Here is a 16,419-nt window from a genome sequence, read left to right as displayed (position 1 = left end):
GGGCGTGCGCCCCGGATTCCGGTCGCCTCGCGGGGGGCGAGGAGGCACGCCTCGCTGTTCCCCGGCTGGGGGAGCACGGTGCGGCATTGAAATCAACGCAACAAACCGGCTCCGGTTGCGCATGCGACCGCAGCGCCCGCCGCGCGGAGCGGTAATACTGGTCGAATGCTTATCGGGGCTCACGTCGATTATGAAGATCCACTAGCTGAGGCGACCGCGCGCAACGCCGATGTCGTGCAGTTCTTCCTTGCCGATCCACAGGGCTGGAAAGCCCCGGAGACCCGGCCGGACGCCGAGACGCTGCGGGCCAGCTCGGTGGAGATCTTCGTGCACGCCCCTTATGTGCTCAATCTCGCATCGACGAACAATCGCATCCGCATTCCCAGCCGCAAACTGCTCGCCCAGCACGCCGCCGCGGCGGCCACGGTGGGCGCCAGCGGCCTCATCGTGCACGGCGGACACGTCAACAAGGGCGAGGACGTCGCGGTCGGCATCGACAACTGGCGCAAGGCGCTGCAGCAGGCGCAGGAGAAGGGCGGCCTGCCGACCCGGGTCCTGATCGAGAACACCGCCGGCGGCGACAACGCCTGCGCGCGGCGCTTCGACGAGCTGGCCCGGCTCTGGGACGCGGTCGGCGAGTTCGGCGTGGGCTTCTGCCTGGACACCTGCCACGCCCACGCGGGCGGCGAGAAGCTGCTCGACATCGTGGACCGGGTGAAGGCCATCACGGGGCGGATCGATCTCGTGCATGCGAACGGATCACGAGACGGATTCGACTCCGGCCGCGATCGGCACGACAATCTGACAGTCATGAACGACGAACCCGGGATGATCGACCCCGAGCTGGTGGCCGCCGTGGTGCGCGCCGCCGGTGCTCCTGCCGTGGTGGAGACGCCAGGCGGGGTGGAGGGTCAGTCCGCCGACATCGCGTACCTGCGCGCACACCAGTAGAGGGGAACCTGTGAACGGGACCGACGCCGCGCCCGCCAAGGAGCCGACCGCCGTCAAGGAACCGGTTGCCCCTCGCCACGCCGCACCCGAGCCGCAGCCGGTCGAGGAGGACGCCTTCGCCCGCTTCGCCCCGGACACGGCGGAGGAGACGCCGACCCGGCTGCGCCGCGCGCTGCGGGGCACCCGCTACGCGCTGCTGCACGAGTGGGCGCTGGCCGCGTACGCCTCGCTGGCGCTCGCCGTCGCGATGACGTGGCCCACCCTGCGTTATCCGGCGTACACGATCCCGCAGGACACGGGTGACCCCACCCTGCAGGCGTGGCAGATGGCGTGGTCCGGGCACGTTCTCAAGACCGACTGGTCCCAGCTGTGGCACTCGAACAGCTTCTACCCGGAGAAGTACAGCTTCGCCTTCTCCGACACCCTGCTCGGCTACGCCCCGGCCGGCCTGTTCGGCACCGGGCTGGAGGCGGCGCTCGTCCGCTACAACATCATGTACGTCCTGCTGCACGCGCTCGCCTTCTTCGGGGCGTACGTGCTGCTCCGGCAGCTCGGCTCGGGCAAGACCGGGGCCGCCGTGGCGGGCGCGGCCTTCGCGTACGCGCCGTGGCGACTGGCCCAGGCCGGGCACATGCACGTGATGTCGGTCGGCGGCATCGCCCTGGCGCTGGCCATGCTGGCCCGCGGTCACGGCTTCTCGCTGCGCCACGGCTACCGGCCGGAGCTGCGCAAGCCCGGCTGGGCGCTGGCAGGCTGGCTGGTCGCCGCCTGGCAGATCAGCCTCGGCTTCGGCATCGGCCTGCCGTTCGCGTATGTGCTGGCGGGAATCGTGCTCGTCAGCGCGATCACGTACTTCGTGCGCAGCAAGTGGGTCTGGAGCGAGCCGAAGCCGTTCGGCTGGAAGCTGTTCTCGGCCGACGCGGTCGGCGGCCTGGTCTTCGCCGCGGTCGGCGGCCTGATGGCGCTGGCCTACTTCAAGGTCCTGGAGCTGCACCCGTACGCCGAGCGCTCGGACTGGGAGGTCGGCTTCTACTCCCCGCCGATCCTGGGCTTCTTCACCAGCCCCGCCCAGTCCATGCCGTGGGGGGAGGCGCACTCCGGAGCGCGGGAGGTGCTGGGCGGCGCGGCGGGGGAGACCAGCCTGCTGCCCGGATTCGTGCTGTACGGCCTCGCCTTCGCCGGTCTGGTCATGTCCGCCTGGACGCTGCGCAAGCGGATGCTGCTGTTCAGCGGCGTGGTGCTGTCGGTGATCCTGGCGATGGGCACGAAGTTCTTCGGCGGCCGACCCGGCTACATGACCCTGTACGACATCCTGCCGGGCTGGAGCGGCATCCGCACCCCCGGGCGGCTGGTCATCTGGACGACGCTGCTGCTGGCGATCCTGGCCGCCGGAGCGGTGACCGCGTTCGTCGAGCAGGCCAAGACGGTGTCGGAGGACCGGGTGCCGGCCCGGCCGCACCCGCTGCTGCGGCTGGCCACGTTCCTGCCGCTGCTGCTGGTGATCGCCGAGGGCCTGAACGTGACCGAGCACCCGGTGGTGCCGCTGCAGCCGCCGTCCATGGCGACCGCGCAGGCCCCGATGCTGGTGCTGCCCAGCGACCCGCTGATGGACATGAAGGTGATGGTCTGGTCGACGGACCGGCTGGATCCGATCGTCAACGGCAACAGCGGCTTCACCCCCACCACGCTCAACGAGATCCGGGAGCTGACCAAGACGTTCCCCGACCAGGCGAGCGTGAGCCGGCTGCGCGAACTCGGGGTGAAGACGGTGCTCGTGCTTCGCGAGGAGGCCAAGGGCACGCCGTACGAGCCGGCCCTGACCGCGCCCGCCGACGGGCTCGGCGTGCAGCGCACCGACGCCCCGGACGCGGTGGTCTTCACGCTGTCGTAGGCGGCGGACACGACGAAGCCCCCGCCACCCCGGAGACGATCCCGGGTGGCGGGGGCTCTCGCTTGCGCTCTTCGAGCCCTCAGGCGATCGCGGGGACCGGCCGGGCGGCTGCCGGGTCGGCATCCAGCGGCTCGTTGGCCGGGCCGCCGTCCGGGTCGGGGGTGTCGCTACCGGCGTACGCCTGCCGCACCACGTCCAGCTCAGGGCGGACCATGTCCCGGATCACGAGCACCACCAGCAGGATGACGGTGGACAGCCGCATCATCGAGGCGAAGACGAACACCCACTCGGGGAAGACCTGCTTGCCCGAGGCGCCCATCAGCTCGCCGTAGAAGGCGACGAAGTAGCAGACTTCGGCGAGTTGCCAGGCCAGGAACGCCGGCCACTTCGGGCGGGCCAGCACCAGCAGGGGCAGCAGCCACAGCGTGAACTGCTGCGACCACACCTTGTTCGTGATCAGGAAGACCGCGACGACGACGAACGCCAGTTGCGCCAGCCGCGGCGGCGTCTTCACCCGCAGGCCGAACACGAGCAGGCCCACGCAGCACAGTGCGAACAGCGCGAGCGACAGGTTCGTCACCAGCGGGACGTTGTTCCACAGCTCCAGCCCGAACGGGTCGAAGTGGCGGCCGACGTACCAGGAGGTGCCCCAGTCGATGATGCGTTCGGAGTTGAGGTCGAGGAAGCGCCGCCAGTTCTCAAAATTGATCAACATGACCGGCACGTTCACCGCCAGCCAGGCGATCACCCCTGCCGCTACCGAGTTGACCAGTGCCGCGTACTGCCGCGAGCGCACGGCGACGATCAGGATGGGCAGGAACAGGAAGGCCGGCCAGAGTTTCGCCGCCATGCCCAGTCCGAGCATCACCCCCGCCGCGACCGGATACTTCTTCGCCCACAGCCATATCCCGGCCACCGCCAGCACGATGGCCAGCAGATCCCAGTTGACCGTCGCGGTCACCAGCAACACGGGCGACAGCGCGAACAGTGCCGCGTCCCAGGGTCTGCGCCTTCGCAGCGACAGGATCATGGCGACCGTGGCGATGGCGAACAGGCTGAGCACGAACGCGTTGGTGTCGTAGAACAGCGTCGCCTGCGGAATCGCGCTGTTCTTCTCGCCGAGCGCGTGGATCGGCAGGCCCAGCGCGCCCATGAACGCGCCGGTCAGCACCGGGTACTCCACCGGGTAGTCGACGTAGGGCACCGCGCCCTCGTTGAGGTGCTCGGCGTAGTACAGCGCGAGCACGTCGGTGTAGCAGAAGTGGGTGTACTGCTTGTAGTCCGCCCAGGCGCCGTCCCGGCAGGGCGATTTCTGGACCCAGTGCAGTGCCAGGGTCAGGCAGGTGAGCGCGAGCACGATCCGCGCGGCCGTCCAGAACCGCCCGCCGCGCTGCGGCGTCTCGGGCACGGCATGCTCACCACGCGGTCCGCCGATCGCCTCGGCCAGGCCCCGGACGAAGCCGTCCTCCCTGGCGGGGGACACCACGTGCTCACGAACATCACTCATAGCCCGACATCCTGCCTCAGAATCCTGGGAAGTGCAGCAAGCCCCGCGTACCCCCTGGAAACGAAGAGGGACCCCCGCAGGGGCCCCTCTTCGTTCACGCATCTGTCACGGACAGGGTTTGCCTGGTTTCGGAATGCAGATCCCGCCACCCCCGGTGCCCGACGGCGTCGGCGAGGGGTTCGGGTTGTTGCCCGGACCACCCGGGCCGCCCGGGCCGCCCGGCTGGTTCTCGCAGCCCGGCTGGTTCGGGTTGAGGAAGCAGGCGCCCGGGTCCGGGGTCGGCGTGGTCTCCTTGCCGTCGCCGGCGTCCGGGTCGCCGATGCAGCCGCCGCAGCCCTGCTCGATCGGCTTGGGGCCGAACTTGAGCAGCTCGTTGGCCTTGTTCATGAACCCGACCCAGATGTCCTTCGGCAGGTCGCCACTGCCGATCTTGTTGCCGCTCCGGTCGGTGATCGGCCTCGACTCGCCGGCGTAGTTGCCGACCCAGACCGCGGTCGCGATCTGCGGCGTGTAACCGACGTACCAGGCGCTGGAGTTCTGCCCGGCCCACTTGTTGCCGGCCTGCCAGGTGCCCGACTTGGAGACCGAGTCGCGGCTGTTCAGCTTGTTGCCGCCGTAGTTCTTCAGCACGGCGTTGACCTCGCCGACGACCTTCGGGTCGATGGTCTGCTTGCCCTTGATCTTCGGACCGGTGCCGGGAACGGGCTTCCACACGCTCTTGCCGTCCTCGGTCACCTTGCGCTCGACCTTGGCGATGAAGTGCGGCTTGTTGTAGATGCCATTGGCCGCGAAGGTGGCGATGCCCGAGGCGTGGTCCAGCACGGTGATCGGATACTGGCCGAAGCCGACGTGGGGACCGAGCGGAACCTCGCTCCCCTTCTTCTTGGTGAGGTCGTAGGCCTTGTTTCCGTCGTCCCAGATCATGGTGACGCCCGCCTTCGCCGCCATGTCCATCACCGCGGCCGGGCCGATCTTCTCGGTGACCTTGTAGAACGGCACGTTGTAGGACTTCTGCGCCATGAGCTTCAGCGTGCAGTTGGTGTGGCAGCCCGCGTCGGCACCATCGCGGCCGGCGTTGCGGATCTTGGTCTTGGAACCCTTCGGGTAGAAATCGGTCGGATCCCAGTGCGACTCGACCGAGATTCCGGCCTGGACCGCCGCGGCCAGCGTGTAGATCTTGAACGACGAAGCGGGGGAGTGCCCGCCACCGACGAACGGACCGCCTTCACCGTTCCTGCCGGCCTTGTCGTACGTGGTGCCGTCCATGCCGCCGTAGTAGGCGAGCACGGCACCGGTCTGCGGGTTGATCGAGACGGCGGCCGCCGTGACGTTCTTGGGGTACTTGTTGAGCATGGAGGTCGACCTTTCGGTCACCTTGCTGACCTCGGCCTCACAGGTGACGTACTTGGGATCCTTGCTCTTCGCGGAGTCGGTCACCAACGGCTTCTTGTCCTTGCCGATCCTGGTCTTACCGTCCTCGGCGAGCGTGAAAGGGACGATCTTGTCCTTCTTGTCCCTGCAGGTGTCGGCTGTGACGTACTCGCGGTAGAGCCGCTTCTCCAGTTCCGCCTGTGCCTTGGGGTTGATGGTCAGGGTGATCTTGAGGCCACCGTTCTTCCAGTCGGTGACGCCGATGGCATCCAGAGCCTTCTTGACCTCTGGGGTCTCCATCTCCTTCTTGATGTAGTTGATCACCGGGCCGGTGCTGGATCCCTTGATGCCCCAGGTGGCGTTGTTCTTGCCACCGGGAGTGAACGTGGTCACCTTCGGGAAGCCCTCGGCCTTGACCTGGTCCACCTCGGCCTGGGTCAGCGTGTTCATCTTCACCACGCTGTTGAGCACGTAGTTCCAGCGGTCCTTGGCAGCGGCCTCGTCGTTCTGCGGGTCGTAGCCCTTGTACTGGCAGTCCTTGAGTTCCACGTCGCCGCACTGCGGCTCGGGCTGCTTGAGCACCGCGCCGAGCACCGCCGCCTGGGCGATGGTCAGCTTCTCCGCCTCGACGTTGAAGTACGCCTTGGCCGCCGCGCCCACGCCGGTCGCACCGCGGCCGAAGTAGGCGGTGTTGACGTAGAAGCCGAGGATCTCGTCCTTCGAGTACTCCTGCTCCAGTTCCCGTGCCCAGACCGCCTCACGCAGCTTACGGGCGTAGCTGACCTCGAGGTCCTGCGCCGCGGCACGCGCGTACTGCTGGGTGATGGTCGAGGCGCCCTGGGTCGCGCCGCCGGTGAGGTTGTTCCACGCGGCACGCGCGATACCCCACAGGTCGATGCCGTCGTGGTTGTAGAACTCCTGGTCCTCGCCCGCGATCAGGGTGTCCTTGATCTTCTTGTCGAGCACCTTCATGTCGACGATGCGGCGGTTCTCCGTGCCGAGCTGCGCGACCTGGGTCGTGCCGTCGGCAGCGTAGATCAGGGTGTTCTGCTGCAGCTTGAACTCGCCCGGCTCGGGCACGCCGCTCAGGAACGAGGTGAAGGCGATCATTCCGCCACCGGCGAGCATGATCAGCACCGCCACCGAGGCGAGCGCGATGGTGAGCTTGTTGCGTTTCTTCTTACCGGACTTGCCGCTTTTACCGGCTTTGGCGTTCTTGCCCTTGCCGGCCGACTGCTCGTCGTCCTCCATGTCGAGGCCCGCGGGGCGCACACTGGCCCGCCCCGCGACACCGGGCACGCTGGCGCGGCCCGCGGGAGCGCCGACGCTGGCCCGCCCCGCGCTGCCGCCGACGGTCGCCCGTCCGGCGGAGGCGCCGACGCTGGCACGACCGGCCGCCGGGCTGATCGGGGGGTTCACCGGAGCCTGGCCGTAGCCCTGGTCTCCATAGCCGTTCTGGTCCGCGCCGCCGTAGCCGCCGCCCTGGGCGTACCCGCCACCATTGGCGGAGTACTGCCCGTAGTCCGCCTGGTCGCTCGACGAGTAGTCGTAGCCGTAGTCGTCGGATGGCACCGAGGCGCGGCCCGAATTCTGCACGGGGGCCGGGTATGACTGACGATACTGCTCGTCGTCATACCCGTTGCCGGCGTGAGGGTCGCCGTACGAAGTCATCTGTCACACCGTTCCGGTCGGGGATGGGGCGGTGGCGGCAGCCGCTGACAGCTGGGGGGCTGTCCTGTGTGCGCGTCCCAAGAGGTATTGCTCCACCAGGTGGTTCCAGTCACAGCCGCGGCACACCTCGACCACGTAGACCTGAAACTCACCCAGCGTGTCGGCCAGCACCGCGAGCTCGGCGCGTGAGCGCGCCTGACCCGCGGAGTTCTTGAGCTGATCGCCGTAAATGTAGTGCACGTTGATCACGAACTCGCGCCGGCAGATGGGGCACCGGTTCTCGGTGGCCTCGCCGTGGAAACGAGCCGCGCTCTTCAGGTAGGGCGAGGCATCGCACACCTCTGACGTGCCCACCCTTCCCGCGTACACCTCACGCAGCAGAGCTCGCCGCTGGAGGGAATAGTCAACGAATCCGTCGCCTCGCCGCTGGGCGGCACGAGGCGACGCAGAGACCCGTTGCTGCGCGCGCATGAAAAGGAGGGTAACCCCTCGTTCGGCCCGCCGCGACCGCCGTCACACAGCGTGACCAGCACCAAGCCGAGCGCTCAATGATCATCGGCTCTGGTGATCATCAGCACCGTTGTATTGCCTCGACCCATCACCCCGTTCTAACGTAACGATGTATCGGCGCGATACATCGTGCACCAAGACCCAGACCGCGAGACCGATCAGAGGGGGTGGCCGACATGCTCGACCTGGCCATCCTCGGCCTGCTGCATGAGTCCCCGATGCATGGGTATGAGCTGCGCAAGCAACTCAGCACCAAGCTGGGCGCGATCCGCGCGGCGATCAGCTACGGCTCTCTCTACCCCACACTGCGACGGCTGCAAACCGCCGGCTGGATCACCGAGGCCGGGGAGACCCCCGCCGGCGACGCCGACGTACCGCCGCTGACCAGCCGTCGGGGCAGGGTGGTCTACAAGATCACGGCCGAGGGCAAGGAGCGGTTCCAGGACCTGCTGGCGCAGGTGGGGCCGGAGGCATACGAGGACGCCGCGTTCGGCGTGCACTTCGCCTTCTTCTCCCGCACCGACGTCGACATCCGCCTGCGCATCCTGGAGGGCCGCCGCCGCAAGGTGGAGGAACGCCGGGAGGGCTTCCGGGAGGTGCTCGCCCGAGCCGCGGAACGGCTCGACGCGTACACCCTGGAGCTGCAGCGACATGGCCTGGATGCCGCGGACCGCGAGGTCCGCTGGCTGGAGGAGCTCATCGCGAACGAGCGCTCCGGCCGCACCCCGCCGCCGCGCGGGGCCGAGGGCGAGCTCCGACCGAGCCCGCGCACCACAGATTCCGCAAGACCGCTCACGGCCCGACCGGGCCCTGACGACTCCGCCGAGTGAGTTGGGCGGCGCGGCCGACCGGCTGTCCGCCTGAAGAGAAGAAGGAGGCAGGAGCTATGGGCTCCGTCCGCGTTGCCATCGTCGGTGTCGGTAACTGCGCCTCGTCCCTGGTCCAGGGCGTGGAGTACTACCGGGACGCCGACCCGTCCGAACGTGTTCCCGGCCTGATGCACGTCGACTTCGGCGGCTACCACGTCCGCGACGTCGAGTTCGTCGCCGCGTTCGACGTCGACGCCAAGAAGGTCGGCCGCGACCTCGCCGAGGCCATCGTGGCCAGCGAGAACAACACCATCAAGCTGTGCGACGTGGCGCCCACCGGCATCACCGTGCACCGCGGCCCGACCATGGACGGCCTGGGCGTGTACTACCGCGAGATGGTCGAGGAGTCCGACGACGCCCCGGCCGACGTGGTGAAGGTCCTCAAGGACGCCAAGGTCGACGTGGTGGTCTGCTACCTGCCGGTCGGTTCGGAGCAGGCGGCCAAGTTCTACGCGCAGGCGGCTATCGACGCGGGCTGCGCGTTCGTGAACGCGCTGCCGGTCTTCATCGCCTCCGACCCGGCGTGGGCCAAGAAGTTCGAGGACGCGGGCCTGCCGATCGTCGGCGACGACATCAAGAGCCAGGTCGGCGCCACGATCGTGCACCGCGCCCTGGCGAAGCTGTTCGAGGACCGCGGCGTGGAGCTGCTGCGCACGTACCAGCTCAACTTCGGCGGCAACATGGACTTCATGAACATGCTGGAGCGCAACCGCCTGATCTCCAAGAAGATCTCGAAGACGCAGTCGGTGACGTCCCAGATCCCGCACGAGATGTCCAAGAGCGATGTGCACATCGGCCCGTCGGACCACGTGCCGTGGCTCGACGACCGCAAGTGGGCCTACATCCGCCTGGAGGGCCGCTCGTTCGGTGACACCCCGCTCAACGCCGAGCTCAAGCTCGAGGTGTGGGACTCGCCGAACTCGGCCGGCGTCATCATCGACGCGGTGCGGGCCGCGAAGATCGCGCTGGACCGCAAGATCGGTGGCCCGGTGCTGTCCGCTTCGAGCTACTTCATGAAGTCTCCGCCGGTGCAGTACAACGACCACGACGCCCACGAGTCGGTCGAGAACTTCATCAAGGGCTCTGTTAATCGTTGATTTCGGGCCCGTTCTTGAAAAGTGTGAGCGGGCACACTCATTCACCTGACGATGGCCTGTCTACTGCAGAAATTGACGTACGTCACGCGGTAGATAGGCCATCGTCTGTACTAATAGGCCCCTGACGCGCATCTTTACGGCACGCTCGGTGTATGGACCCTCGGCCCGCTGATATGCATAGTGGGGACATGGGTAAGTCAGATCTGATGGATCGGGTGACCACGGACCTGTCACGTGGCCATACCTACCCGGCGATCCAGCGCATGCACAGCCTGGTCGCCGCGCATCCCACCGACCTTGATCTGCGGCGCAGGCTCGCCGCGATCTACCGGGCCACCGGCAACGCCGTCGAAGCCGGCCGCTGGTCCTACCTGGACGACATCGCCGAACCCGAGGAACTCGAAGCCTTCGAGGCCCGCTACCCGGCACACCGTCGCCTCGACGCACTTCGCTGGCCGACCGGCGCACCCGCGCCGACCGACATCTCCCGCGTGAGGCTGGCACCGCTGCTGGCCGCCGCTTCGGCACAGGCGCCGAAGCCGAACCCCCGCCGAGGCTCCCGTCTGCAGGCGGCTGCGGCTGTCGCGGCGCTGGTGGCACTGTCCACATTGGTGGTCATCGGTGCCCGGACCGCGCTGGGCTGGATCTTCTAGCGCCGAGCGTCGGTATTGATCTGTGACCCGGCCGTTATAATTGCCCCTGGCGTGACATGCCACCGGTCCATAAGGATCAGGGCGTGGCAAAGGCGGACGTACTCGCCCGGGTGCGCGCCGATCTCGCGGCCGGGCATACCCATCTGGCTGTGCAGCGTCTACGGACCCTGCTGGCCGTCCTTCCCGACGACGTCGAGATCCGCGCACTGCTGTCCTCCATCTACCGGCAGACCGGTAATCCGGTGGAGGCCGGCCGGTGGGGCTTTCTCACCGACGAGGTGCGCGACGCCGAGCTGACGGCGTTCGCCAAGGCCAACCCTGATCCGTGGCAGCGGCTGCGGCTGCTGCATTTCCAGGGCGACACCGTGCACCTGTCCGCGACCGCCACCGAACGCCTGGTGCAGCTGGCCGACGAGGCGGAGCGGTCGGGCAAGCCGACGCAGTGGGCCGGGTCCTACCGCGCCCCCACCAAGAAGCGCGGCGTGGTGGTGCCGTGCCTGTTCACCTTCCTGGTGATCGGCGTCGCGATGGTGCTGGCGGGGATCGGCGCCATCAAAGTCCTGAGCTGGGTGGCCGAGTGACCGATCCCGTTGTTGCCCGAGGTCGCTACGGTTCCCGGCGTGGGTACGGCGACACTGGTCTTTTTGATCATCGGGGCACTCGGCATCGTCATCGCGGCGGTCGCCGTCCTCGGTGGTGACCTCCTCGACCTCGGCGACGGTTTCGTCTCCACGGAACTCGTCGCGTCACTGATCGGCGGTTTCGGCTTCAGCGCCGCCGTCGTGAACGAGCTGACCGGCGACGCCCTGGGCATCGCCGCAGTGGTGTTCATCGCGATAGTCGCCGCCATACCCCTGGCCATACTGGCCAGCTACCTGGTAAAACGCATGTCGAACATGCGGACCGACGCCACCCCGACCCGCGCCGACCTGGTCGGCACCCGGGGTGTGGTGGTCACCCCCATCCCTGCCGGCGGCTTCGGCGAGGTCCGCGTGCGCATCGGCGGCCAGCCGGTCAAGCTGTCCGCCCGCGCCGAGCGCCCCGTGCCGCTGGGCACCAAGGTCGTGGTGACGTCCGCCGTCAGCGACACCAGCGTGATCGTGCAGGAAGTCCCGGAGCAGTAGCTCCTTGAGAGAAGGAAGGCAATGACAGCCCTCACCATTGCGATCGCGGGCGGCGTGCTGCTCGTGCTCCTGCTCATCCTCTTCGTGCTGTCCCGGATCAAGGTGGCCGGCCCGAACGAGGCCTTCATCGTGACCGGCCGCAAGGGCCGGGTCACCGAGACCGCCGACGGCGCACGCTCCACCGACCTGTCGGGCCAGAAGGTCGTCATGGGCGCGTCGGTGTTCGTGCTGCCGGTCGTGCAGAAGCTGCAGGTCCTCGACCTGTCGAGCCGCCGCATCCACGTCGAGATCACCGGCGCGGTCAGCAAGCAGGGCATCCGCGCCAACCTGCAGGGCGTCGCGATCGTGAAGGTCGGCGGCACCGAGGACGCCATCCGTGCGGCCGCGCAGCGCTTCCTGCACCAGCAGTCCGAGATCGAGGAGTTCACCCGCGAGGTGCTGGCCGGTGCGCTGCGCTCCATCGTGGGCCGGCTGACGATCGAGGAGATCATCCGGGACCGGGCCGCCTTCGCCTCCGCCGTCGCGGAGGAGGCGGAGCACTCGATGACGAACCAGGGTCTGGTGCTCGACACGTTCCAGCTCCAGGACATCCTCGCCGAGGGTTCCTACCTGCAGGACCTGGGCCGCCCCGAGGCGGCCCGGGTGCTCAAGGACGCGGCCATCGCCGAGGCGGCCGCGCGCCAGGAAGCCGAGCAGGCCCGGCTCAAGTCCGAGGAGTCCATCGCCGAGGCGCAGCGCAACCTGGCCCTCAAGCAGGCCGGCATCCAGGCCGAGATCGACGCCGCCAAGGCCGTCTCCGCCGCGGCCGGTCCGCTGGCCGAGGCCGAGCGCCAGCAGGTGATCATCGCCGAGCAGCGCAAGGTCGCCGAGCAGAACGCCGAGCTCAAGCAGCGCCAGCTCGACACCGAGGTGCGCAAGCCCGCCGACGCGGCCCGGTACAAGGTCGAGCAGGAGGCCGAGGCCGACCGCAACGCCCGGGTGCTCGCCGCCGACGCGGCCCGCCAGGCGACCATCGCCGCCGCGCAGGCCAACGCCGAGCAGTCCCGCCTGACCGGTGAGGGCGAGCGCGCCCGCCGCGCCGCGCTGGCCGAGGCGAACGCGATCGAAGGCGCCAAGGAGGGTGAGGCCGAGCAGCGGCGGCGTACCGCCATCGCAGACGCGGTCGAGCGCGAAGGCACCGCCGAGGCGGCCGCCATCCTGGCCAAGGGCCAGTCCGAGGCCGAGGCGATGCGCCTCAAGGCCGAGGCGTTCGCCCAGTACGGCGAGGCTGCCGTGCTCGACCTGCTGGTCAAGGTGCTGCCGCAGGTCGTGGCCGCGGCGTCCGCGCCGATGGGCGCGATCGACAAGATGACCGTCATCTCCACCGACGGCGCCAGCTCGCTGACCAAGTCCGTGGCCACGAACGTGGCCCAGGGCCTGCAGCTCGGCAACGACCTGACCGGCATCGACCTGCCGGCGCTGCTGGCCCGGGTGACCGGCGCGGCGAACACCAAGGAGTGATCCATCCGCGGCGGGCGGTCCGGTGATCGGGACGGCCACCGCGCTCGCGATACGCACACCGCTGCGGGCGTTCCGGTCGTAGATGACCGGAACGCCCGCAGCGTTCATGTACGGACCTCCCGCGCCACGTAGGGTGGTGACGTGCCGCACCCCGTGATGCCGAACACCGTGCCGACGCCGAAGGTCGCGGCGACCTCCCGCGCGATCCTGGCCGGGGCTCCGTTCCGGCGGCTGCTCGGGGTCAGGCTGACCAGCCAGATCGCCGACGGCTGGTTCCAGGCCGGGCTGGCCGGGTCGCTGCTGTTCAACCCCGACCGGCAGTCCAGCCCGGTCGCCATCGCGGCCGGCTTCGCCATCCTGCTGCTGCCGTACTCGCTGCTCGGGCCGTACGTCGGCGTGCTGCTGGACCGCTGGGACCGCCGCGCGTCACTGTCGAACGCCAACCTGGCTCGTGCCGCGATGGTGCTGCCCGCGGCGGCGCTGCTGTGGTCCGGGGCGCAGGGGCTGGCGTTCGCGGTCTGCGCGCTCATCGTCATCGCGATCAACCGGTTCTTCCTGGCGGGCCTGTCCGCTTCGCTCCCGCACGTGGTGGAGGAGCGCAAGCTGGTCCCGGCTAACGCGCTGGCCTCCACGCTCGGCACGATCTGCTACTCGGTCGGTCTGTTCACCGCCGCGTCCGTCGTCGCGCTGCGGGTGGTCGGCACCGACCGGCACGGGTACGGCGCCATCGCGGCCACCGCGGCCCTCGGTTACCTGGTCTCCGGACTGCTGGCCCGGCGCTTCTTCCGCCGCGACGAGCTGGGCCCGCTGGCGCACGAGCGGACCACCACGAAGCTCGGCGAGGCCGTGGTCCAGGTGTTCCGCGGCATGATCAGCGGTGCTCGGCACCTGGGGCAGCGGAGCAAGGCGCTGCGGATCATGGTGCTGCAGTCGTCGTACCGCTTCCTGTACGGCGTGCTCACGCTCGCGGTGCTGCTGCTCTACAGCCGCTACTTCGGGCACGCCGCCGAGCGCGTCGCCGCGCAGCAGGCAGGTGCCGCGCAGTCGATGGGACAGCTGGGGCTGGTGGTGCTCTCGGGCGCTGCCGGCGCGGCGCTCGCCGCCGTGATCACCCCGCTCGCGGTGCGCTGGTGGGACGCCCGGCGCTGGCTGAGCGGCGTGGTCGCCGCGGTGGGCGTGGTGGTGCTGGTCTTCGGGCTGCCTTTCGTCGCGCCGCTGCTGCTCGTCGCGGTGTTCCTGGTGAACGTCGCCTCGCAGAGCATGAAGATCATCGTGGACGCGACGATTCAGCGCGAATGCCTGGACGAGTACCGCGGCCGGATCTTCAGCGTCAACGACACCGCGTTCAACCTGTGCTTCGTCACGGGCCTGTTCACCGCCGCGCTGACCCTGCCCCCGAACGGCAAGTCCCCCCTCGGCCTGATCATCACCGCGACGGCGTTCGTCCTGCTCGCGGTCTGGTACTGGTTCGCCACCTCCCGGCCGACCGCCCTCAGCGCCGACGCTGTCCACCAGGCCTAGCCGCACTGACGCCGGCGGGGTTGCTGCAGTTTCGGGGGAACTGCAGGTTCACGGCCGCTGATTGCAGCAGTTTCCCCGAAACTGCGGGCAGGCCGCCTCCAGCGTGGCGGTGGCGTGGCGGTGGCGGAAGACGGCTCGGCCGTGATCGCTCGACTTGCCAGGCAAGTGGGTGAAAGCTCGTTCAAGATACGCACAAGTGCCTGGCAAGTCGGACGATCTTGCGGCGCCTGCGCCTGCGCCCGCGCCCGACGCCCGGCGTCCAGCGCGCGGCGCGCCGGGCGGGCGGGTCGGGCGGGCCGGGCAGCGTCAGGGGATGAGGCCCTCGGTGCGGGCCCAGCGCTGGAGTTCGGCTTCGGCCTCGTCGCGGTCGAGGGGGCCGCGCTCCAGGCGCAGTTCCTTGAGGTGCTTCCAGGCGCGGCCGACGACCGGGCCGGCCGGGATGCCGAGCAGCTCCATGATCGCGTTGCCGTCGAGGTCCGGGCGAACCCGGGCCAGGTCCTCCTCCTCCTGGATGCGGGCGATGCGCACTTCCAGCGCGTCGTAGTCCGCGGCGAGCAGGGCGGCCTTGCGCTTGTTGCGGGTGGTGCAGTCGGAGCGGGTGAGCTTGTGCAGGCGTGCGAGCTGGTCCCCGGCGTCGGTGACGTAGCGGCGCACCGCCGAGTCGGTCCACTCGCCGCGGCCGTACCCGTAGAAGCGCAGGTGCAGCCCGACCAGCGCTACCACCGGCGAGATCACGTCCTTGGGGTACTTGAGCAGCTTCAGCCGCGACTTGGCCATGCGCGCGCCGACCATCTCGTGGTGGTGGAAGCTGACGCCGCCGTCGCCGCCGACCGCCTTGGTGGCCGGCTTGCCGATGTCGTGCAGCAGCGCGGCGAGGCGCAGGATCAGGTCGGGGCCGCCGTCGGCGGTGTCGAAGCCGACGGCGTTGCTGACCACCTTGAGGGTGTGCTCGTACACGTCCTTGTGCTGGGCGTGCTCGTCGATCTCCAGCTTGAGGCCGGCCAGCTCGGGCAGGAAACGGTCGGCCAGGCCGGTGTCGACCAGCAGCCGCAGCCCGGTCACCGGGTCGGCGCCGCACAGCAGCTTGGAGAACTCGTCCCGGATGCGCTCGGCGGTGATCCGGTCCAGGTCGGCGGCCATGTGCTCCATGGCGGTGACCACGGCCGGGTCGACGGTGAAGCGCAGCTGGGCGGCGAACCGGGCGGCGCGCAGCATGCGCAGCGGGTCGTCGCCGAACGACTGGGCCGGGGTGCCGGGCGTACGGATCACCCGCGCGGCCAGGTCGGCCAGCCCGCCGAACGGGTCGGCGAACTCGTGGCCGGGCAGGCTGACCGCCATCGCGTTGACCGTGAAGTCGCGGCGGACCAGGTCGTCGTGCAGGTTGTCGCCGTACTGCACCTGCGGGTTGCGGCTCACCCCGTCGTAGGACTCCGCCCGGTACGTGGTGATCTCCAGGCGGAGCCCGCCGCGCTGCAGCCCGATGGTCCCGAACTCGCGTCCGGTCTCCCAGATCGCCTCGGCCCAGCCCTTGACGATCTTGAGGGTGTCCTCGGGGCGGGCGTCGGTGCAGAAGTCGAGATCGTCACCGAGGCGGCCGAGCAGCGCGTCGCGGACGGATCCGCCGACGAGGTGCAGCTCGAACCCGGCTTTGGCGAACCGGCGGCCCAGTTCGTCGGCGACGGGTGAGACGCGCAACAGCTCGGTGACGGCGTTGCGCTGGACGGCGGTGAGTTCAGGTGAGGGCGACATCGATC

At 69.2% G+C, this 16,419-nt stretch carries 13 protein-coding genes; 9 read left to right on the top strand and 4 right to left on the bottom strand.

The genetic code is table 11. From position 1 onward, the window contains the following. The first annotated feature begins 165 nt into the window (after positions 1-165). Both AB0B35_RS25095 and AB0B35_RS25090 read left to right on the top strand, forming a co-directional pair. Entirely contained in the window at positions 166-951 is a 786-nt protein-coding gene (locus AB0B35_RS25095) for a deoxyribonuclease IV (RefSeq protein ID WP_361049397.1), read from the top strand. Between the two features lie 10 nt (positions 952-961). Continuing rightward, the gene (locus AB0B35_RS25090) at positions 962-2,842 is read left to right on the top strand and encodes a hypothetical protein (RefSeq protein WP_361049395.1); all 1,881 of its coding nucleotides are present in this window, start codon (positions 962-964) and stop codon (positions 2,840-2,842) included. 79 nt (positions 2,843-2,921) lie between these two features. On the opposite strand, the gene AB0B35_RS25085 is transcribed toward AB0B35_RS25090, so the two are convergent. The 3 genes from AB0B35_RS25085 to AB0B35_RS25075 all read right to left on the bottom strand — a co-directional run bounded on the left by AB0B35_RS25085 (position 2,922) and on the right by AB0B35_RS25075 (position 7,862). Then, on the bottom strand, positions 2,922-4,349 hold the full coding sequence (locus AB0B35_RS25085; RefSeq protein ID WP_361049393.1) for a glycosyltransferase 87 family protein: 1,428 nt from the start codon (positions 4,347-4,349) through the stop codon (positions 2,922-2,924). Between the two features lie 105 nt (positions 4,350-4,454). Next, complete coding sequence (locus AB0B35_RS25080; protein ID WP_361049391.1) at positions 4,455-7,391, bottom strand: transglycosylase domain-containing protein; 2,937 nt, start codon at positions 7,389-7,391, stop codon at positions 4,455-4,457. Between the two features lie 3 nt (positions 7,392-7,394). After that, positions 7,395-7,862 carry a DUF5318 family protein gene (locus AB0B35_RS25075; protein WP_203695073.1) on the bottom strand — a complete coding sequence of 156 codons (468 nt, stop codon included), beginning with the start codon at positions 7,860-7,862 and terminating at the stop codon, positions 7,395-7,397. A 215-nt stretch (positions 7,863-8,077) separates the two neighbouring features. On the opposite strand from AB0B35_RS25075, the gene AB0B35_RS25070 reads away from it, so the two are divergent. The 7 genes from AB0B35_RS25070 (at position 8,078) to AB0B35_RS25040 (ending at position 14,665) form a co-directional block, all read left to right on the top strand. Further along, positions 8,078-8,731: a PadR family transcriptional regulator gene (locus tag AB0B35_RS25070; protein ID WP_308440459.1), complete on the top strand. Its 654-nt coding sequence runs from the start codon at positions 8,078-8,080 to the stop codon at positions 8,729-8,731. A gap of 56 nt (positions 8,732-8,787) precedes the next feature. After that, a complete protein-coding gene (locus AB0B35_RS25065) occupies positions 8,788-9,867 on the top strand; it encodes an inositol-3-phosphate synthase (protein ID WP_360523370.1) in 1,080 nt (359 codons plus the stop codon). Positions 9,868-10,055: 188 nt separating this feature from the next. Continuing rightward, the gene (locus AB0B35_RS25060; RefSeq protein ID WP_361049389.1) at positions 10,056-10,520 is read left to right on the top strand and encodes a DUF6584 family protein; all 465 of its coding nucleotides are present in this window, start codon (positions 10,056-10,058) and stop codon (positions 10,518-10,520) included. Positions 10,521-10,603: 83 nt separating this feature from the next. Further along, a complete protein-coding gene (locus AB0B35_RS25055; RefSeq protein ID WP_361049387.1) occupies positions 10,604-11,101 on the top strand; it encodes a DUF6584 family protein in 498 nt (165 codons plus the stop codon). Positions 11,102-11,140: 39 nt separating this feature from the next. Beyond that, positions 11,141-11,644, top strand: a complete 504-nt coding sequence (locus AB0B35_RS25050) for an NfeD family protein (protein ID WP_360523379.1) — start codon at positions 11,141-11,143, stop codon at positions 11,642-11,644. Between the two features lie 21 nt (positions 11,645-11,665). Beyond that, positions 11,666-13,144, top strand: coding sequence for an SPFH domain-containing protein (locus AB0B35_RS25045; RefSeq protein WP_361049385.1), 1,479 nt, complete (start codon positions 11,666-11,668; stop codon positions 13,142-13,144). 141 nt (positions 13,145-13,285) lie between these two features. Next, positions 13,286-14,665, top strand: coding sequence for an MFS transporter (locus tag AB0B35_RS25040; RefSeq protein ID WP_361049383.1), 1,380 nt, complete (start codon positions 13,286-13,288; stop codon positions 14,663-14,665). Positions 14,666-14,971: 306 nt separating this feature from the next. Here the strand turns inward: AB0B35_RS25040 and AB0B35_RS25035 are convergent, their stop codons facing one another. Then, the gene (locus AB0B35_RS25035; protein ID WP_361049381.1) at positions 14,972-16,414 is read right to left on the bottom strand and encodes a CCA tRNA nucleotidyltransferase; all 1,443 of its coding nucleotides are present in this window, start codon (positions 16,412-16,414) and stop codon (positions 14,972-14,974) included. Between the last annotated feature and the right edge of the window lie 5 nt (positions 16,415-16,419).

Source organism: Catellatospora sp. NPDC049133, assembly GCF_040648455.1.
Taxonomy (GTDB): domain Bacteria; phylum Actinomycetota; class Actinomycetes; order Mycobacteriales; family Micromonosporaceae; genus Catellatospora; species Catellatospora aurea.
This window is presented reverse-complemented; position numbering and strand designations above follow the sequence as displayed.